The organism is Dryocola mayonis, from assembly GCF_051307045.1.
GTDB lineage: Bacteria > Pseudomonadota > Gammaproteobacteria > Enterobacterales > Enterobacteriaceae > Dryocola.
Window position 1 is genome coordinate 4,083,506 of sequence record NZ_CP150452.1, and the last position, 19,251, is coordinate 4,102,756.

The 19,251-nt window shown below is 54.2% G+C and carries 10 protein-coding genes, 3 tRNA genes, 3 rRNA genes, 3 pseudogenes and 1 riboswitch; of the genes and pseudogenes, 3 read left to right on the forward strand and 16 right to left on the reverse strand.

Features of this window, described 5'->3' with window-relative positions; translation table 11 throughout:
- The 5 genes and pseudogenes from ilvD to ilvL all read right to left on the reverse strand — a co-directional run bounded on the left by ilvD (position 1) and on the right by ilvL (position 5,006).
- Entirely contained in the window at positions 1-1,851 is a 1,851-nt protein-coding gene (ilvD, locus tag WLO32_RS19735) for a dihydroxy-acid dehydratase (protein ID WP_435946645.1), read from the reverse strand.
- Between the two features lie 62 nt (positions 1,852-1,913).
- Positions 1,914-2,847, reverse strand: a pseudogene (locus WLO32_RS19740) (branched-chain amino acid transaminase).
- A 19-nt stretch (positions 2,848-2,866) separates the two neighbouring features.
- Entirely contained in the window at positions 2,867-3,124 is a 258-nt protein-coding gene (ilvM, locus tag WLO32_RS19745) for an acetolactate synthase 2 small subunit (protein ID WP_435946646.1), read from the reverse strand.
- Positions 3,121-4,767, reverse strand: coding sequence for an acetolactate synthase 2 catalytic subunit (gene ilvG / locus WLO32_RS19750; protein ID WP_435946647.1), 1,647 nt, complete (start codon positions 4,765-4,767; stop codon positions 3,121-3,123). Before ilvG ends, ilvM begins: the two co-directional genes overlap by 4 nt.
- A 140-nt stretch (positions 4,768-4,907) precedes the next feature.
- Positions 4,908-5,006: an ilv operon leader peptide gene (gene ilvL, locus WLO32_RS19755; protein WP_121266813.1), complete on the reverse strand. Its 99-nt coding sequence runs from the start codon at positions 5,004-5,006 to the stop codon at positions 4,908-4,910.
- A 354-nt stretch (positions 5,007-5,360) separates the two neighbouring features.
- Between ilvL and WLO32_RS19760 the strand changes: the two genes are divergently transcribed.
- Positions 5,361-6,881: a YifB family Mg chelatase-like AAA ATPase gene (locus tag WLO32_RS19760; protein WP_435946648.1), complete on the forward strand. Its 1,521-nt coding sequence runs from the start codon at positions 5,361-5,363 to the stop codon at positions 6,879-6,881.
- 27 nt (positions 6,882-6,908) lie between these two features.
- Here WLO32_RS19760 and WLO32_RS19765 read toward each other — a convergent pair whose 3' ends face one another.
- Positions 6,909-7,247, reverse strand: a complete 339-nt coding sequence (locus WLO32_RS19765) for a DUF413 domain-containing protein (protein WP_121266815.1) — start codon at positions 7,245-7,247, stop codon at positions 6,909-6,911.
- A 119-nt stretch (positions 7,248-7,366) separates the two neighbouring features.
- Between WLO32_RS19765 and hdfR the strand changes: the two are divergent.
- Positions 7,367-8,192, forward strand: a pseudogene (hdfR, locus tag WLO32_RS19770) (HTH-type transcriptional regulator HdfR).
- Between the two features lie 81 nt (positions 8,193-8,273).
- Here hdfR and WLO32_RS19775 read toward each other — a convergent pair.
- The 8 genes from WLO32_RS19775 to btuB all read right to left on the reverse strand — a co-directional run bounded on the left by WLO32_RS19775 (position 8,274) and on the right by btuB (position 16,634).
- Positions 8,274-8,349, reverse strand: a tRNA-Trp gene (locus WLO32_RS19775).
- Positions 8,350-8,401: 52 nt separating this feature from the next.
- A tRNA-Asp gene (locus tag WLO32_RS19780) sits at positions 8,402-8,478 on the reverse strand.
- A 53-nt stretch (positions 8,479-8,531) separates the two neighbouring features.
- A 5S ribosomal RNA gene (gene rrf, locus WLO32_RS19785) occupies positions 8,532-8,647 on the reverse strand.
- A gap of 106 nt (positions 8,648-8,753) precedes the next feature.
- Positions 8,754-11,660 (reverse strand): 23S ribosomal RNA (locus WLO32_RS19790).
- A gap of 210 nt (positions 11,661-11,870) precedes the next feature.
- A tRNA-Glu gene (locus tag WLO32_RS19795) sits at positions 11,871-11,945 on the reverse strand.
- An 87-nt stretch (positions 11,946-12,032) separates the two neighbouring features.
- A 16S ribosomal RNA gene (locus tag WLO32_RS19800) occupies positions 12,033-13,574 on the reverse strand.
- The 16S, 23S and 5S rRNA genes sit together here with 3 tRNA genes alongside, the layout of an rRNA operon.
- Positions 13,575-13,936: 362 nt before the next feature.
- The gene (gene murI / locus WLO32_RS19805; protein ID WP_435946649.1) at positions 13,937-14,818 is read right to left on the reverse strand and encodes a glutamate racemase; all 882 of its coding nucleotides are present in this window, start codon (positions 14,816-14,818) and stop codon (positions 13,937-13,939) included.
- Positions 14,763-16,634 carry a TonB-dependent vitamin B12 receptor BtuB gene (gene btuB, locus WLO32_RS19810; RefSeq protein WP_435948346.1) on the reverse strand — a complete coding sequence of 624 codons (1,872 nt, stop codon included), beginning with the start codon at positions 16,632-16,634 and terminating at the stop codon, positions 14,763-14,765. Before btuB ends, murI begins: the two co-directional genes overlap by 56 nt.
- Before the next feature lie 70 nt (positions 16,635-16,704).
- Positions 16,705-16,888: riboswitch (cobalamin riboswitch) on the reverse strand.
- 119 nt (positions 16,889-17,007) lie between these two features.
- Here btuB and trmA point away from each other — a divergent pair.
- Complete coding sequence (gene trmA / locus WLO32_RS19815; RefSeq protein WP_435946650.1) at positions 17,008-18,108, forward strand: tRNA (uridine(54)-C5)-methyltransferase TrmA; 1,101 nt, start codon at positions 17,008-17,010, stop codon at positions 18,106-18,108.
- A 45-nt stretch (positions 18,109-18,153) separates the two neighbouring features.
- On the opposite strand, the gene WLO32_RS19820 is transcribed toward trmA, so the two are convergent.
- Together WLO32_RS19820 and fabR are read right to left on the reverse strand one after the other, a co-directional pair.
- Positions 18,154-18,510: a YijD family membrane protein gene (locus WLO32_RS19820; protein ID WP_435946651.1), complete on the reverse strand. Its 357-nt coding sequence runs from the start codon at positions 18,508-18,510 to the stop codon at positions 18,154-18,156.
- A 10-nt stretch (positions 18,511-18,520) separates the two neighbouring features.
- Positions 18,521-19,166, reverse strand: a pseudogene (fabR, locus tag WLO32_RS19825) (HTH-type transcriptional repressor FabR).
- Positions 19,167-19,251: the final 85 nt, after the last annotated feature.

Sequence of the window (19,251 nt, forward strand, 5' to 3'; positions counted from 1 at the left end):
TTAGCCTCCCAGCTTGCTTTTATCGCGCACTGCGCCTTTATCGGCGCTGGTGGCGAGGCTTGCGTAAGCGCGCAGCGCGTAGGAAACCACGCGTTCACGATTTTTCGGCGTCCAGGCTTTTTCACCGCGGGCCAGCTCGGCCTCGTGACGCGCGGCCAGCTCGGCGGCAGGAACGTCCAGCACCATGCTGCGGTTTGGAATATCGATATCAATCATGTCGCCATCTTCAACCAGCGCTATCAGGCCGCCGCTCGCCGCTTCCGGAGAAACATGCCCAATAGACAAACCGGAAGTGCCGCCGGAGAAACGGCCGTCGGTGATCAGCGCGCACTCTTTACCCAGCCCCATTGATTTCAGATAGGTGGTCGGATACAGCATTTCCTGCATGCCCGGGCCGCCTTTCGGGCCTTCGTAGCGAATAACCACCACGTCGCCGGCCACCACTTTTCCACCGAGGATGGCTTCAACCGCGCTGTCCTGGCTTTCGTACACTTTCGCCGGCCCGCGGAAGGTCAGGTTGGATTTATCCACGCCTGCGGTTTTTACGATGCTGCCCGCCTGCGCGATATTGCCGTACAGCACGGCCAGACCGCCGTCTTTACTGAACGCGTTTTCCAGCGAGCGAATACAGCCTTCTGCACGATCGTCATCCAGCGTGTCCCAACGGCAGTCCTGGGAGAAGGCCTGGGTGGTTCGGATGCCCGCCGGGCCTGCGCGGAACATTTTTTTCACCGCCTCGTCCTGAGTCAGCATGATGTCGTACTTGTCCAGCGTCTGGGATAACGTCAGGCCCAGGATATTTTTTACGTCGCGATGCAGCAGGCCGGCGCGATCCAGCTCGCCCAGAATAGCCAGCACGCCGCCGGCGCGGTGAACGTCTTCCATATGATATTTCTGCGTGCTTGGCGCGACCTTGCACAGGTGCGGCACCTTGCGCGACAGGCGGTCGATATCCGTCATATCGAATTCGATTTCGCCTTCCTGGGCCGCGGCAAGCAGGTGCAGAACGGTGTTGGTCGAGCCGCCCATCGCAATATCAAGCGTCATGGCGTTTTCGAATGCCGCTTTGCTGGCGATGCTGCGCGGCAAGGCGCTGGCGTCGTCCTGTTCGTAATAACGTTTGGTCAGCTCAACGATGCGCTTACCGGCATTCAGGAACAGGTCTTTACGGTCGGCGTGAGTCGCCAGCAGCGAGCCGTTCCCCGGCTGCGACAGGCCCAGCGCTTCGGTCAGGCAGTTCATTGAGTTAGCGGTGAACATGCCGGAGCAGGAGCCGCAGGTAGGACAGGCGGAACGTTCGATTTGTTCGCTGTCCGCATCGCTGACGTTAGGGTTGGCGCCCTGAATCATCGCGTCCACCAGGTCGAGCTTGATTATCTGGTTAGACAGTTTGGTTTTCCCGGCCTCCATCGGGCCGCCGGAAACGAAAATAACCGGAATGTTCAGGCGCAGCGACGCCATCAGCATTCCCGGGGTGATCTTATCGCAGTTGGAGATGCAGACCATGGCGTCGGCGCAGTGGGCGTTAACCATGTATTCCACGGAGTCGGCAATCAGTTCGCGGGACGGCAGAGAATAAAGCATGCCGCCGTGGCCCATGGCGATGCCGTCATCCACGGCAATAGTATTGAATTCTTTAGCCACGCCGCCAGAAGCTTCGATTTGTTCGGCGACCAGCTTGCCCAGATCGCGCAGGTGAACGTGGCCCGGCACAAATTGGGTAAAGGAGTTCACGACGGCAATGATCGGCTTGCCGAAATCATCATCGGTCATGCCGGTTGCGCGCCACAAAGCGCGGGCACCAGCCATATTACGGCCATGGGTTGTGGTGGCTGAACGGTACTTAGGCATGCTTATTACTCCAGTCTGTCATGGTGCGGACGGTCAGTTGCCACCCGCATGGTTATAATTTTTTACTGTGGGTTTACTGGATCTAACCAGCCCCATTTATCTTCGGTCTCGCCGGTGAACAGACCAAAAAATGCCTGCTGAATACGTTTAGTCACCGGGGCCGCAACGGCCTTCGCCCACCTGAATGCCGTCAACGCTGCGTACCGGCGTGATTTCAGCCGCGGTGCCGGACATAAAGACTTCGTCCGACAGGTAGAGCGATTCGCGGGAAAGCACCTGCTCACGCACTTCGATACCCAGGTCTTTCGCCAGTTTGATGATGGCATCGCGGGTAATGCCCGGCAGCGCGGAAGAGGTGAACGGCGGGGTAAACAGAATGCCGTCTTTGACCTCAAAGAGGTTCTCGCCCGCGCCTTCCGACAGGAAGCCCTGCACATCTAAAGCAATACCTTCCTGATAGCCGTGACGACGCGCTTCGCTGCCGACCAGCAGGGAAGAGAGATAGTTGCCGCCCGCTTTCGCGGCGGTAGGAATGGTATTCGGCGCCGCGCGGTTCCATGAGGAAACCATGGCGTCGATCCCCTGATCCAGCGCTTCCGCGCCCAGGTATGCGCCCCAGGGGAAGGCGGCAATGATGACATCGGTGGTATAGCCGTCCGGCGGATTCACGCCCATCCCCACGTCCCCGACAAACACCAGAGGACGAATATAGGCGCTGGTGAGATTGTTTTTGCGGATAACGGCGCGGCAGGCCTCCATCAACTCATCAACACTTTGCGAAACCGGGAAGCGGTAGATTTTTGCTGAGTCACGCAGACGCTGCATGTGTTCGCGATGGCGGAACACCACCGGCCCTTGATGAGAATCGTAGCAACGGATGCCTTCGAACACGGAGGTACCGTAATGTAGCGCATGGGACATAACGTGAACTTTCGCTTCGCCCCACGGCGTCATCTCACCATTGAACCAGATATAATCAGCTTTCTTCGTTGTCATTATTCTCTTCCTTTTGCGCTCAGGCGCGGATTTGTTGTGATGTCTGTTGCTGGATTTCGACGCGGCCTACGTCAACCAGTTTGCTTAGCTGGCTAAACAATAATTCGACAGGTCGCAGGCTGGCAACGGTCAATTCGATATTAATGTCGTCGGTATTGCCCACGGCAACCATGTTCATTGAGCAGATCTGAAAACCGCGGTGGCGTACCACGCGTAATACGCGCTCCAGCGTTTCCGGACGGAAGCGAGCCTGCACGGCGAGTTGATGTTGCATCATGATAATTTCTCCAGCATTTGCGAATTACTGGCACCGGGCGGCACCAACGGCCAGACGTTTTCGTACTCATCGATTGAGACGTGCAGCATGTACGGACCTTCGCTGTTCAACAGCGCGTCGATGGCGTCTTCAACCTGGTCTTTACGGGTAATATGCTGGCCCGGGATGCCGAAGGCGCAGGCCAGCATGAGGAAATTGGGGTTATCGGAGAGATTGGTTTCGCTGTATCGCTCTGAGAAGAACATTTGCTGCCACTGTCGCACCATCCCTAAACGCTGGTTATCCAGTAAAACGATTTTCAGCGGCAGCCGTTTTCGCTTCACCGTGCCCAGCTCCTGCACGTTCATCATGAAGGAGCCGTCACCCGAGATACAGATAACCGTATCATTTGGCCGGGCAACCTGAGCGCCAACCGCGGCCGGCAGGCCAAAGCCCATAGTGCCCAGGCCGCTGGAAGTGATGAAGTTTTCCGGGCGCGTGAAGGACATATGCTGAGCCGTCCACATCTGGTGCTGGCCCACATCGGTGGTAACCACGCAGTTGTCCGGCTTGCGGTCGGAAAGCTGTTTTAGCAGCAGAGGTGCGAATATCGCCTCTCCTGGATGATCGTAACGCCATGGGTTTTCATCGCGTAATTTAGCCACTTCCTGCCGCCACTGCGCGATGTTCAGAGGCTGCTGCAAAGCCTGCAGCAGCTGGGTTAAATCGCCCTGCAGGCCCACGTGCGCCTCGCGTAATTTGCCAAGTTCAGCCGGGTCGATATCCATATGGATAACTTTGGCGTGCGGGGCAAAGGTGTTGAGCTTACCGGTTACACGGTCGTCAAAACGGGCGCCAACGGCGACCAGCAAATCACATTCCTGCACCGCGAGGTTGGCCGCTTTAGTGCCGTGCATACCTAACATGCCGGTATAAAAAGGATGCTCCGCCGGCACCGCGCCCAGCCCTTTTAGCGTCACCGCAGAAGGCATATCGGTTACGGCAATGAATTCACGCAGCGCAGGGACGGCCTGCGCCATACCCACTCCACCACCGATATACAGCATTGGTTTATGCGCGTTTGCCAGCATCTCACGCGCCTGCTGCAGTTCCGTATGCGGCAGTTCGAAATTATCTTCAACGGTCGACAGCCACGGCTCGGGATCCCCCTGCGCCAGCTGAATGTCTTTAGGGATATCAACCAGAACCGGCCCGGGACGGCCAGAGTTTGCCACGGCGAAGGCTTCAGCAAGGATACGGGGCAGCTCTTCGAGAGACTCGACGAGGAAACTGTGCTTGGTGCAGGCCAGTGACAGGCCTAAAACGTCCACTTCCTGAAAAGCATCGGTGCCGATAAAGGGAGCGGCGACCTGGCCGGTGATAGCAACAACGGGAACGGAATCTAACAGCGCATCGGCAAGGCCGGTGATGAGGTTGGTGGCGCCGGGGCCTGAAGTCGCAATGCAAACGCCTGTTTTTCCAGTAGAACGTGCGTAGCCGATAGCTGCCATCGCCGCGCCCTGTTCGTGGCGACAGAGTAAGTGCTCCACGCCGCCGTCATACAAAGCATCGTAGACAGGCATTATCGCGCCACCCGGATAACCGAAAACTGTCTCTACACCCTGCGCTCGCAAAGCATGTACCACCCACTGTGCACCATTCATAGTTAGTTCCCCGTCTCATTACCGGAGAAACAGCATTTTATTCTGCAACACATCATCTGTTCCCCACTTGAATTTCTTTGCCCAACAAAAAACCCCCGGACCTTTCGGTGCGGGGGTTCTTTTCGATTCAGGCTTGATTTTTAAGCCTTTCTTTCTCCAAGTGCAGCCCCGCACGATGGGATAATAATCACCACCACGCTAATCACGACCAGGCTAATCACTCGTAGAAGGGCTTTCATTTTCTGTATGTTCTAACGTCTAGTTCGAAGTAATGCCTACAGAGTTATCACAGAGAGCGGCAAAAGCACAAGATTTTTTTATGACGCTGTCGGCGCATTCAAAATCTAAAAATTCAAAAAGCATTTATTTTCAGTAGATAAGGGAATAATGAAAAAATTTCATTGCCGGCATGTTTCTGGGCATTTTATTCGCTTCCTGACAAAAAACTTATTCTTCTGAGAGAAGGGTTCCAGATTTCAATGCAATGATGAAAGGATGTGAGAAAGCCAGGAAAGCGTCTCGATAATCGTAACTCTTGCCCTTAATCCTCTCTCAGCCGGATGACAATATTATTCGGCATCTAAGGAGAGAATATGTCACTGGCAGTTATTAATACGAGGGCGGCTTTAGGCATTGCCGCTCCGCTGGTCACCGTCGAGGTGCATCTTAGTCAGGGATTACCGGGATTAACGCTGGTCGGTTTGCCGGAAACTACCGTCAGGGAGGCAAGGGATCGAGTACGTAGCGCTATTATCAATAGCGGCTATACCTTTCCTGCCAAAAAAATCACCATCAATCTTGCGCCGGCAGATCTTCCGAAAGAAGGAGGAAGGTACGATCTTCCTATCGCATTAGCCCTGCTCGCGGCCTCTGAGCAGCTCTCAGGAGATAAACTGGATCGATATGAGTTCGTGGGGGAGCTGGCGCTCACAGGCGCTTTACGCGGCGTTCCCGGCGCGATTTCATCAGCCATGGAAGCGCTGAAAGCAGGCAGGAATATTATTGCGGCGGAAGAAAACGCCGGCGAGCTTGGGTTAATCAAACAACAAGGCTGCCTTATCGCAAACCACCTCATCCAGGTATGCGCTTTTCTGGAAAATAAAGGCGAGCTTCTTGCGCCTGAAATACAGGAGGAGTGGCAGGCTGAAAACGGGCAGGATCTCAATGAAATCATTGGTCAGTCGCAGGGTAAACGCGCATTAGAGATCGCAGCCGCCGGGGGGCACAATTTATTACTCATCGGCCCGCCGGGCACAGGCAAAACGATGTTGGCCAGCCGTCTGACTACGCTTCTGCCTCCCTTAAATGACGCTGAAGCACTCGACAGCGCGGCCATTCTCAGCCTGACAAATCCACACGATCTGCGTAAAAAATGGCGTCAGCGCCCGTTCAGGGCGCCGCATCATAGCGCTTCGCTGCCGGCATTGGTTGGCGGCGGCGGTATTCCCCGTCCGGGTGAGATCTCTCTTGCTCATAATGGCGTACTGTTTCTGGATGAGCTGCCCGAGTTTGAGCGTCGCGCGCTGGACGCGCTGCGGGAGCCTATCGAATCAGGAGAGATTCATATTTCGCGCACGCGGGCCAAAATCACCTATCCCGCGCGCTTTCAGCTGCTGGCAGCGATGAACCCCAGCCCGACGGGTCATTATCAGGGTAAGCACAACCGCTGTACGCCAGAACAAACGCTGCGCTATCTGAGCCGGCTGTCAGGGCCTTTTCTGGATCGCTTTGACCTGTCGGTTGAAATTCCTCTGCCGCCTTCGGGAATGCTCAGCAGGCCCGCTCAGCGGAGCGAAAGCAGCACGGATATCAGGAAGCGGGTCTTACAAACCCAGCGACGACAATATTTACGTCAGGATAAGCTTAATGCGAGGCTCGATAACCATGAAATCCGCAAGCATTGTGCGATTGAGCAAACAGATGCGCTATGGCTGGAAGAGGCGTTAGTTAACCTGGGATTATCCATACGGGCGTGGCAGAGATTATTGAAAGTCGCCCGGACAATCGCTGATATGCAACAGCATGAGAAAATCGGGCGCGAGCATCTGATGGAAGCATTAAGTTATCGTGCGATAGACCGCCTGCTGGCCCATCTACAACGGTTAACAGGATAAAAAAATGGGGCCGGAGCCCCATTTTTGTCAGTCATCGCTGTCGGTAAAGTCTTCTACCGTATCCATCTGCGGTTTACCGCCGGAGAGGGTATGGAAGCGTTTAGGACGCTTGATGCGCGTCATGTACTTGCTCCATACGCGTTCGGCTTCGGTGACTGGCTCACGCTCGCCACGGCATACCGCCACAAACAGCACTTCTTCTTCAGTTCCAGGTTCACGCTTACCGAGATCCAGCTCATTGAACGCAAAACCATGGCGTTCCAGTAACTGTGCCTCTTTAATGGTGAAATCACCATGGCGAGCGAACCCGCGCGGATAATGTTTATTGTCGAAAAACCGATTAGTCGTCGTAAAGCTTTCCGCCATCCTACACGCTCCTAATTCTCTTGGCCGAGCTATTTATGGCGCGGAGTATTAGTTACGCTTGACAGAGCGTCAAACAAAACATTTAAATCATAACGACAAATTTTTTTTGGGAGCAGGCTGTGGATACCGAATTACTGAAAACCTTTTTAGAAGTAAGCAGGACCCGCCATTTTGGACGGGCGGCGGAAGCGCTTTATTTAACGCAATCCGCCGTCAGTTTTCGTATTCGTCAGTTAGAAAACCAGCTGGGCGTAAATCTTTTTACCAGACATCGCAATAACATACGGCTCACTACCGCCGGAGAGCGTCTGCTTCCCTATGCTGAAAATCTGATGAGCATCTGGCTTGCGGCCAAGAAAGAAGTATCCCATACGTCGCAGCATAACCAGTTAACCATCGGTGCAAGCGCTTCACTATGGGAATGCATGCTTTCAGAATGGCTGGTCGCGCTTTATCAACACCATAGCGGCCTGCAGTTTGAAGCACGTATTGCACAGCGTCAGTCATTAGTAAAACAGCTGCACGAACGCCAGCTGGACTTATTGATTACCACCGAAGCGCCCAAGATGGATGAATTCTCAAGCCAGCTGCTGGGACATTTCAATCTGGCGCTCTTTGCTCCGTCACAGCGAAACAGCGCAGAAGATCTGACCTATCTGCGCCTGGAATGGGGCCCTGATTTTCAGCAGCATGAGGCCCGGGCTGATCAGTAACGATGATATCCCCGTGTTAACAACCAGCTCGGCGCAGATCGCCAGCAAACTGCTTGCGCAGCTTAACGGGTATACATTTTTACCCGCTGAGTGGGCAAAGAAACAGGAAGGGTTAAGCCTGCTTGTAGAGTCAAAAATGATCTCGCGCCCTCTGTACGCAATCTGGCTACAGAACAGTGATAAACAAAGCACGATCAAAGAGTTATTAAAGACGACACTCATAGCGCAGTAATGCGCTTTTGAGGATAACGGGAGAAGATTTAGAGGAATTTCAGGCAAAAAAAATCCTTTGCCGAAGCAAAGGATCGTTATATGGCAGGGGCGGAGAGACTCGAACTCGCGACACCCGGTTTTGGAGACCGGTGCTCTACCAACTGAGCTACGCCCCTAAATGACGCTTATTATTAAGCCCGCTGGTTAGCAGGCTCAATTTTTTATAAGTGGCGGAACGGACGGGACTCGAACCCGCGACCCCCTGCGTGACAGGCAGGTATTCTAACCGACTGAACTACCGCTCCACCGAATTTCTTACAGCATCAGGGTTAACCCCGATTTTACTTCTGAATTTGGAGCCTGGCAGTTCCCTACTCTCGCATGGGGAGACCCCACACTACCATCGGCGCTACGGCGTTTCACTTCTGAGTTCGGCATGGGGTCAGGTGGGACCACCGCGCTGTTGCCGCCAGGCATATTCTGTTCTCCGGCCGTCACTGTTCATGACCACCGGCTTAAAATCTCGGTTCAGGCTGAAAATCAAATTATTCTGTCTCTCACAAAACACCTTCGGTGTTGTAAGGTTAAGCCTCACGGATCATTAGTACTGGTTAGCTCAATGCATCGCTGCACTTACACACCCAGCCTATCAACGTCGTCGTCTTCAACGTTCCTTCAGGAGACTTGAAGTCTCAGGGAGAATTCATCTCGGGGCAAGTTTCGCGCTTAGATGCTTTCAGCGCTTATCTCTTCCGCATTTAGCTACCGGGCAGTGCCATTGGCATGACAACCCGAACACCAGTGATGCGTCCACTCCGGTCCTCTCGTACTAGGAGCAGCCCCCCTCAATTCTCCAGCGCCCACGGCAGATAGGGACCGAACTGTCTCACGACGTTCTAAACCCAGCTCGCGTACCACTTTAAATGGCGAACAGCCATACCCTTGGGACCTACTTCAGCCCCAGGATGTGATGAGCCGACATCGAGGTGCCAAACACCGCCGTCGATATGAACTCTTGGGCGGTATCAGCCTGTTATCCCCGGAGTACCTTTTATCCGTTGAGCGATGGCCCTTCCATTCAGAACCACCGGATCACTAAGACCTGCTTTCGCACCTGCTCGAGCCGTCACTCTCGCAGTCAAGCTAGCTTATGCCTTTGCACTAACCTCACGATGTCCGACCGTGATTAGCTAACCTTCGTGCTCCTCCGTTACGCTTTAGGAGGAGACCGCCCCAGTCAAACTACCCACCAGACACTGTCCGCAACCCGGATTACGGGTCTACGTTAGAACACCAGCCATTAAAGGGTGGTATTTCAAGGTTGGCTCCACGCAGACTGGCGTCCACGCTTCAAAGCCTCCCACCTATCCTACACATCAAGGACCAGTGTTCAGTGTCAAGCTATAGTAAAGGTTCACGGGGTCTTTCCGTCTTGCCGCGGGTACACTGCATCTTCACAGCGAGTTCAATTTCACTGAGTCTCGGGTGGAGACAGCCTGGCCATCATTACGCCATTCGTGCAGGTCGGAACTTACCCGACAAGGAATTTCGCTACCTTAGGACCGTTATAGTTACGGCCGCCGTTTACCGGGGCTTCGATCAAGAGCTTCGCCTTGCGGCTGACCCCATCAATTAACCTTCCGGCACCGGGCAGGCGTCACACCGTATACGTCCACTTTCGTGTTTGCACAGTGCTGTGTTTTTAATAAACAGTTGCAGCCAGCTGGTATCTTCGACTGGCTTCAGCTCCATCCGCAAGGGACTTCACCTACGCGCCAGCGTGCCTTCTCCCGAAGTTACGGCACCATTTTGCCTAGTTCCTTCACCCGAGTTCTCTCAAGCGCCTTGGTATTCTCTACCTGACCACCTGTGTCGGTTTGGGGTACGATTCTGTGTTACCTGATGCTTAGAGGCTTTTCCTGGAAGCAGGGCATTTGTCACTTCAGCACCGTAGTGCCTCGTCATCACGCCTCAGCCTTAAAGTGTTCCGGATTTGCCTGGAACACAAGCCTGCACGCTTAAACCGGGACAACCGTCGCCCGGCCAACATAGCCTTCTCCGTCCCCCCTTCGCAGTAACACCGAGTACAGGAATATTAACCTGTTTCCCATCGACTACGCCTTTCGGCCTCGCCTTAGGGGTCGACTCACCCTGCCCCGATTAACGTTGGACAGGAACCCTTGGTCTTCCGGCGAGCGGGCTTTTCACCCGCTTTATCGTTACTTATGTCAGCATTCGCACTTCTGATACCTCCAGCAGACCTCACAGTCCACCTTCAACGGCTTACAGAACGCTCCCCTACCCAACAACACATAGTGTCGCTGCCGCAGCTTCGGTGCATGGTTTAGCCCCGTTACATCTTCCGCGCAGGGCCGACTCGACCAGTGAGCTATTACGCTTTCTTTAAATGATGGCTGCTTCTAAGCCAACATCCTGGCTGTCTGTGCCTTCCCACATCGTTTCCCACTTAACCATGACTTTGGGACCTTAGCTGGCGGTCTGGGTTGTTTCCCTCTTCACGACGGACGTTAGCACCCGCCGTGTGTCTCCCGTGATAACATTCTCCGGTATTCGCAGTTTGCATCGGGTTGGTAAGCCGGGATGGCCCCCTAGCCGAAACAGTGCTCTACCCCCGGAGATGAATTCACGAGGCGCTACCTAAATAGCTTTCGGGGAGAACCAGCTATCTCCCGGTTTGATTGGCCTTTCACCCCCAGCCACAGGTCATCCGCTAATTTTTCAACATTAGTCGGTTCGGTCCTCCAGTTAGTGTTACCCAACCTTCAACCTGCCCATGGCTAGATCACCGGGTTTCGGGTCTATACCCTGCAACTTAACGCCCAGTTAAGACTCGGTTTCCCTGCGGCTCCCCTATACGGTTAACCTTGCTACAGAATATAAGTCGCTGACCCATTATACAAAAGGTACGCAGTCACCCCATAAAGAGGCTCCCACTGCTTGTACGTACACGGTTTCAGGTTCTGTTTCACTCCCCTCGCCGGGGTTCTTTTCGCCTTTCCCTCACGGTACTGGTTCACTATCGGTCAGTCAGGAGTATTTAGCCTTGGAGGATGGTCCCCCCATATTCAGACAGGATACCACGTGTCCCGCCCTACTCGTCGAACTCACAGAAGGTGTGCCTTTGTGTACGGGAGTATCACCCTGTACCCTGCGACTTTCCAGACGCTTCCACTGACACACAAACTGATGCTGGTTCTGGGCTGCTCCCCGTTCGCTCGCCGCTACTGGGGGAATCTCGGTTGATTTCTTTTCCTCGGGGTACTTAGATGTTTCAGTTCCCCCGGTTCGCTTCGTTAAGTTATGTATTGGCTTAACGATAGTGCAACGGATTGCACTGGGTTTCCCCATTCGGAAATCGCCGGTTATAACGGTTCATATCACCTTACCGGCGCTTATCGCAGATTAGCACGTCCTTCATCGCCTCTGACTGCCAGGGCATCCACCGTGTACGCTTAGTCGCTTAACCTCACAACCCGAAGATGTTTCACTTCGAATTATGAAAATTTGAGAGACTCGAACACACCGCCTGTCTGTTCTTATTACGGAGAACAGACATGGTGTGTCGTTTCAATTTTCAGCTTGTTCCGGATTTTTAAAGAGCAATATCTTAAAGCCGACTGTTACAGTCAGTTTTAAGATATTTTTTAGCGACACCTTTCACCTGTCACCAAGCAAGTGGCGTCCCCTAGGGGATTCGAACCCCTGTTGCCGCCGTGAAAGGGCGGAGTCCTAACCGCTAGACGAAGGGGACACTGAGTGTCGCGACTTCGCAGGCGCCTTGCTTCTTTACTTCTATCAGACAATCTGTGTGAGCACTGCGCGGGTTGTATCTTTAAGGTAAGGAGGTGATCCAACCGCAGGTTCCCCTACGGTTACCTTGTTACGACTTCACCCCAGTCATGAATCACAAAGTGGTAAGCGCCCTCCCGAAGGTTAAGCTACCTACTTCTTTTGCAACCCACTCCCATGGTGTGACGGGCGGTGTGTACAAGGCCCGGGAACGTATTCACCGTGGCATTCTGATCCACGATTACTAGCGATTCCGACTTCACGGAGTCGAGTTGCAGACTCCGATCCGGACTACGACGCACTTTATGAGGTCCGCTTGCTCTCGCGAGGTCGCTTCTCTTTGTATGCGCCATTGTAGCACGTGTGTAGCCCTACTCGTAAGGGCCATGATGACTTGACGTCATCCCCACCTTCCTCCAGTTTATCACTGGCAGTCTCCTTTGAGTTCCCGGCCTAACCGCTGGCAACAAAGGATAAGGGTTGCGCTCGTTGCGGGACTTAACCCAACATTTCACAACACGAGCTGACGACAGCCATGCAGCACCTGTCTCAGAGTTCCCGAAGGCACCAGTCCATCTCTGGAAAGTTCTCTGGATGTCAAGAGTAGGTAAGGTTCTTCGCGTTGCATCGAATTAAACCACATGCTCCACCGCTTGTGCGGGCCCCCGTCAATTCATTTGAGTTTTAACCTTGCGGCCGTACTCCCCAGGCGGTCGACTTAACGCGTTAGCTCCGGAAGCCACTCCTCAAGGGAACAACCTCCAAGTCGACATCGTTTACGGCGTGGACTACCAGGGTATCTAATCCTGTTTGCTCCCCACGCTTTCGCACCTGAGCGTCAGTCTTTGTCCAGGGGGCCGCCTTCGCCACCGGTATTCCTCCAGATCTCTACGCATTTCACCGCTACACCTGGAATTCTACCCCCCTCTACAAGACTCTAGCCTGCCAGTTTCGAATGCAGTTCCCAGGTTGAGCCCGGGGATTTCACATCCGACTTGACAGACCGCCTGCGTGCGCTTTACGCCCAGTAATTCCGATTAACGCTTGCACCCTCCGTATTACCGCGGCTGCTGGCACGGAGTTAGCCGGTGCTTCTTCTGCGAGTAACGTCAATTGCTGAGGTTATTAACCTCAGCACCTTCCTCCTCGCTGAAAGTACTTTACAACCCGAAGGCCTTCTTCATACACGCGGCATGGCTGCATCAGGCTTGCGCCCATTGTGCAATATTCCCCACTGCTGCCTCCCGTAGGAGTCTGGACCGTGTCTCAGTTCCAGTGTGGCTGGTCATCCTCTCAGACCAGCTAGGGATCGTCGCCTTGGTGAGCCGTTACCCCACCAACAAGCTAATCCCATCTGGGCACATCTGATGGCAAGAGGCCCGAAGGTCCCCCTCTTTGGTCTTGCGACGTTATGCGGTATTAGCTACCGTTTCCAGTAGTTATCCCCCGCCATCAGGCAGTTTCCCAGACATTACTCACCCGTCCGCCACTCGTCGGCAAAGAAGCAAGCTTCTTCCCGCTACCGTTCGACTTGCATGTGTTAGGCCTGCCGCCAGCGTTCAATCTGAGCCATGATCAAACTCTTCAATTAAAAGCTTGATGTGCTTCAACCAGTGAAGCGATGCTCAAAGATTACATTCACATAATTCACTAATGAATTACTGTCTGGTCACTCTTCAAGACTTGATATTTTTTTGCACCCGAAGATGCTGAGATATCAATCCTGCGAGTGCCCACACAGATTGTCTGATAAATTGTTAAAGAGCAGTGCAATCAGCGGCGAAGCCTGCTGTTGCGAGGTGGCGTATATTACGCTTTCCTCTTTCAGAGTCAAGCGTTTGTTTTCGCTTTCGTCTGCCTGACGGGCCGGTTTGTAAGCCGTTGTGCCGTGTCAGTGGAGGCGCAGTATAGGGATTTTTCGGAGGCTGACAACCCCTAATTTGCAATTTCTTTTCAAGCGTCGCTTTTTTGTGCAAAACCACCGCCAACCGGCAATTTTTCGAGCTTAAAGAAACCGTAGCGCTGCAAAACGGGCATCAGCTGCGCGGTTTCCGGGGTGAAAGCCATACAGAAAGCAATATTCTCATCGGCGGAAAAAGCCGCGGGCGCTTCATGCTCTAAAAGCCAGGCCGTGCGGCGCGCTATCGCAGCGCCGGAATCTATCAGTCGCGTCCCTTCCGGCAATACCTGCAGCAGCTCTTCCTGTAACAGCGGGAAATGGGTGCAGCCCAGCACTACTGTATCCGGCGGCTCTTTCATCCTCAGCCATGGACGCAGGATCTTGCGAAGCTCTTCCAGAGGCACCGGCTCGCCGTGCAGCTTCGCTTCCGCAAGCTCCACCAGCTCGGCTGAACCCAGCATCTCGATTTTGCATTCCGTAGCAAAGCGCGCCACGAGTTCGTGAGTATAAGGACGACGAACCGTACCGCGCGTTGCCAGCAGGCCAACAATGCCGTTTGCCGTCATACGGGCGGCAGGTTTGATGGCTGGCACAACGCCCACGACAGGGAAGACGAACTTTTCGCGTAATGCGGGAAGAGAAACCGTGCTTGCGGTATTACACGCAATAATGGCAAGTGCGAGGGGATAACGCTCCTGGACGGCGGTAACAATATCTACCACGCGCTCAACGATAAACTCTTCGCTCTTTTCGCCGTAGGGAAAAGCTACGTTATCGAAGGCATAGATATAATGCAGGTCCGGCAGAAGTTGCCGGACCTCGTTGTACACTGAAAGCCCCCCGACGCCGGAATCAAAGACCAGTACCGTGGGGCGTGCATCAGAAGGTATAGCTGCCAGAGAGGTAGTATTCCCGTCCTGGGGTTTGATAGCCATAAACCGTCTCGTAATCTTTATCGAACAGGTTGGCGATTCTACCACGAACGGTCAGCTGAGAGGTGACTGGATATGAAGCGGAGACGTCAACTGTGCTGTAGCTCGGCAAAATTTGCTGAGTGTTGTTATAAGCAGAGGTGTTGTTGTCGTAGCGCTTCCCATAATACTGCCATGACACATCCATATCGACGTTGAACATCGTCCAGTCGAGCTGATACTTCGCCTGACGTTTCGCGCGGCGAGCCAGCACTTCATCGTTCTGGTCGTTACGCGGATCGATATACTGCAGCGTGACCCTGTGGGTAAAGATGCCGGTATCCACGCTTCCCGTCCACTCCAGCCCTTTGATGGTCGCAGAATCGATATTGTCATAAGAGCCGTCGAAGGTTACCGGATCGGAGTAGTAGGTAATCAGGTTCTGGATTTTGTAGCGATAAGCAGACAGGCGCCAGTCGAGCGGGCCGGTCAGGCCTTCAAGCCCCGCTTCCCACTGTTTAGACTCTTCTGGCTTCAGATTGGGATTAGAGTCGATACCAAAGCGGCTGGAACCAAACTGCTGTCCAAGCGACGGCGCAAGGAAGCCGGTGCCGTAGGAAACCGTTGCACGGTAGCCCTCAACAAACTCCCAGCCTGCCGCAGTCTGCCAGGTGCCGTGCCAGCCGAACTGTTCGTCGTGGTCCTCGCGTCCGGAAGCCTCAAGCGTTACGTCGCCAAACTGCTGCTGGCCGCTAAGGTACAGGCCGGTGTTATCACGTTTGTAGGTATCTTTAATAGCGGTATCGGAAGACGCCAGGCGTTGCTGCTGCCAGTCCACGCCGGCGCTGACCGAGCCCTGCCCGACGGCAAAATTATTGCCCCACTGGAGATTACGCTGGGTCATGCGGTCCAGCGTGGTGCCGTCGTTATAGCGTCCATACTCGCTGCTGTAGTTATAGTCCTTCACCTTCTGGTAGCTGGCGATCAGCTGCGAAGAGTAGATGCCGGAGTGGAAGCGCATCCCGCCGTCATAGCTTTGGTTGTAAAGCTGCTCTTCGTTGGCGCTGTAGGCAGGCAGATACGGCGGGCTGCCCAGATCATAATCGATATTGTTGGTGTAGCTACGGCCGCGGAAGAAGCCATCGAATTCATCGTTGAATTTATGCTCAACGCCGCCCCAGAACGATTTATTACGGAACCCGTCACGGTCGTTGTCGCCGCTGTAGGTGGAATGTGGCTGGATGTTGAAACCTTTGGTCGTTTCGTATGAGCCGGCAATCGTCGCTACCGTATCGCCAAAGCGCTGGCGCAGCGTGCCGTCATACTGCTGATAGCCTTTCGAACCCATCCCGGCGTTGATCTGCGATTTTTCTTCATCAGAGCGGGTAATCACGTTAATGACGCCGCCAATCGCACCGGAGCCGTAAACGGCAGAGCGCGGGCCGCGAATATACTCTACGCGCTGAACTAAAGAGACAGGGATTTGGTTGAAATCAGCGGTATTCGTAATGCCCGGACGCGCAACCGGAACGCCGTCTATCAGCACCAGGACGTGGCTGGCATTGGTGCCGCGAATAAGCATAGAAGAGCCTTGTCCGAGGCCGCCATACTGCGCGATGTCCACGCCCGGCAGGCGGCGCATAACATCGTTGAGGTTTTTTGCCTGCCACCTGTCGATATCTTCGCGGGTGACAACGTCCGTGGGGGCCAGAACGGTATTAACCGGCTGCTGGAAACGGTTAGCCGTCACCACCAGAGTATCATCAGAATTGCTGTCCTGCGCCCAGCCAGAAAACGCCGTTACGGACAGCGCCGTAAACAGCGAAACTTTTTTTATCATCATTTATATAAGCATCCGCTTTCAAATCAAGGATGCCGCAGGCATAACCGATAGCACGCGATAGCTATACCAATTGCGACGTAAACCGGCAGGTCTTCGGGCTTGGAGGCGTTTTATGGATGATGACTTCCCACTTATATAAGCAGTGTCTGCGTTTCGCGCTCATCCCGCTCTTCCTTACCGCTGCGCGTCAGCCCCAGAATTGCACTGGGTTCCCTTTTAACTCTCAGGAGGCCGGAGAGCGCATGCTACAGTTATCACGTTATAGATGTCCAGACTTCCAGCTGCACTTGCGCGGACAAAGAGACTGGACATCCCGGGGCTATTCCCTAAAATCGCCGCGTAGTTTGACTTCATTAACAGGTAGCCGCCTATGACCCCCGAACATCTCCCGACAGAACTTTACGACGCGCAACTGGCTGAAAAAGTCACCCGCCTGCAAAGCATGATGGCCCCTTTTGCCGCGCCCGCGCCGGAGGTGTTCCGTTCGCCCGTCAGCCATTACCGCATGCGCGCCGAATTCCGCATCTGGCACGATGAGGACGATCTCTACCACATCATGTTTGATCAGCAGACCAAACGGCGGATTCGGGTGGACAGCTTCCCGGCGGCCAGCTCGCTTATTAACGCGCTGATGCCGGCCATGCTGGACGGCGTGCGGGATATCCCCGCGTTGCGGCATAAACTTTTCCAGATAGATTACCTGACGACCCTGAGCAACCAGGCCGTTGTATCTTTGCTTTATCATCGCCGGCTGGATGAAGAGTGGCAGCGGCACGCCGAAGCGCTGCGCGATAAGCTTCGCGCGCAGGGCTTTAGCGTCCATTTGATTGGCCGCGCCACGAAAACCAAAATCGAGCTGGATCGGGACTATATTGACGAGCGTCTGCCGGTTGCGGGCAAAGAGATGATTTACCGTCAGGTAGAAAACAGCTTTACCCAGCCAAACGCGGCGATGAATATTCAGATGCTGGAATGGGCGCTGGAGGCGACCAGCAACTCAAGCGGGGACCTGCTGGAACTGTACTGCGGCAACGGCAATTTCTCTTTGGCGCTGGCGCGCAACTTTAACCGCGTGCTGGCCACCGAAATCGCCAAGCCCTCCGTTGCCGCCGCGCAGTACAACATTGCCGCCAACAAAATTGAAAACGTGCAGATTATCCGCATGGCGGCTGAGGAATTTACTCAGGCCATGAACGGCGTGCGTGAGTTTAATCGCTTAAAAGGCATCGACCTGAAAAGCTACCGGTGCGAGACGATTTTTGTCGATCCGCCGCGCAGCGGGCTGGATGCCGATACGGTGAAGATGGTGCAGGCCTATCCGCGTATTCTGTATATCTCCTGCAACCCGCAAACGCTGTGTGAGAATCTGGAAACGCTGACGGAAACGCACGAAATTTCGCGTCTGGCGCTATTCGATCAGTTCCCTTACACGCACCATATGGAATGCGGCGTGTGGCTGACGCGTAAATAAAAAACGGACGCCGCGGCGTCCGTTCTTTTTTGCAGCCCAGCAAACTTAATCCGTAAGCTGCGCCTTGCGGGCGCGGATTTTAAAGCCAATCCAGAACAGCAGCGCCACGGAAAGCACGGACGGCAGGAAGTTTGAGCCAATTGCCGGGTACTCTGCGCGAACGACAGCGCTATACAGCAGCACGCCAAGCACAAAGCAGGCCGCGGCCAGGCTCGGCAGCCCTATCGGCATCGTTCGGTTTTGATAACGCTGATGCAGACAGTACACCGTCAGCACCAGCGCGATAATCGGGAAGACAGAAAACGGCACCACCGAGCTGAACAGCGCGGCGAAGGTTCCGTTAATTGACAGGCCAGCGATAAACGCCAGCACCAGCGTACCTCTCTCTTGTAACTGTTTCATTGCTCGTCCTTCACTCTTCGGATAATTGCGCCAGCGACATCTTTTCCTGCTCCCGGCGATACCAGTAATACGCACCTTTTGAAATCATGCGCAGCTGTAACACCAGGCGCTCTTCGAGCTGCCGACGCTGCTCGGGGTCAACGTCGAGGGCTTCGGCACCGGCGCTAAAAACAATAGTGACCATCGCTTCCGCCTGCGCTTCAGTAAAGCTGCGCGGCATGCGATTTTCGAGTTCTAAATAGTCGGCAAGTTCCGCAATAAAATGCTGAATTTCGCGGGCCCACCGCGGCGCGAAAAGCGGCAGACGTGCCGGAACGTTCACGCAGTAATAATCGAAAAGCGTTGGGGTTATTACCGATGAATTCCATAAAGGTAGAAACGGAAGTGCGGATAACGCTTCCGCCTTTGGCAATGCGCTGGCGGGCCTGACGCATTAACTGACGCAGCATCAAACCGCTCTCATCCACCATGGTCAGACCCAGTTCATCAACGTCGCGAAAGTGACGATAAAACGACGTTGGCGCAATCCCGGCCTCACGTGCAACCTCTCGTAAACTGAGGCTGGCGAAACTTCGTTCAGCACTTAGCTGGCTAAACGCGGCTTCAACCAGAGAACGCCTGGTTCGTTCTTTTTGTTGCGCTCTTACACCCATCATGTTGCCTGAATCCCTCAAACCGAACTGGCACTATACCAGACTCTAACGCTACCGCTTTTATACAGGATTGTGAATGATTGTTTAC

What these genes read in the sequence shown, in the direction of transcription:
- ilvD (WP_435946645.1), bottom strand. Translation starts at nt 1,851, where the DNA reads ATGCCTAAGTACCGTTCAGCCACCACAACCCATGGCCGTAATATGGCT.
- ilvG (WP_435946647.1), bottom strand. Translation starts at nt 4,767, where the DNA reads ATGAATGGTGCACAGTGGGTGGTACATGCTTTGCGAGCGCAGGGTGTA.
- ilvM (WP_435946646.1), bottom strand. Translation starts at nt 3,124, where the DNA reads ATGATGCAACATCAACTCGCCGTGCAGGCTCGCTTCCGTCCGGAAACG.
- WLO32_RS19760 (WP_435946648.1), top strand. Translation starts at nt 5,361, where the DNA reads ATGTCACTGGCAGTTATTAATACGAGGGCGGCTTTAGGCATTGCCGCT.
- ilvL (WP_121266813.1), bottom strand. Translation starts at nt 5,006, where the DNA reads ATGAAAGCCCTTCTACGAGTGATTAGCCTGGTCGTGATTAGCGTGGTG.
- murI (WP_435946649.1), bottom strand. Translation starts at nt 14,818, where the DNA reads ATGGCTATCAAACCCCAGGACGGGAATACTACCTCTCTGGCAGCTATA.
- btuB (WP_435948346.1), bottom strand. Translation starts at nt 16,634, where the DNA reads ATGATAAAAAAAGTTTCGCTGTTTACGGCGCTGTCCGTAACGGCGTTT.
- WLO32_RS19820 (WP_435946651.1), bottom strand. Translation starts at nt 18,510, where the DNA reads ATGAAACAGTTACAAGAGAGAGGTACGCTGGTGCTGGCGTTTATCGCT.
- WLO32_RS19765 (WP_121266815.1), bottom strand. Translation starts at nt 7,247, where the DNA reads ATGGCGGAAAGCTTTACGACGACTAATCGGTTTTTCGACAATAAACAT.
- trmA (WP_435946650.1), top strand. Translation starts at nt 17,008, where the DNA reads ATGACCCCCGAACATCTCCCGACAGAACTTTACGACGCGCAACTGGCT.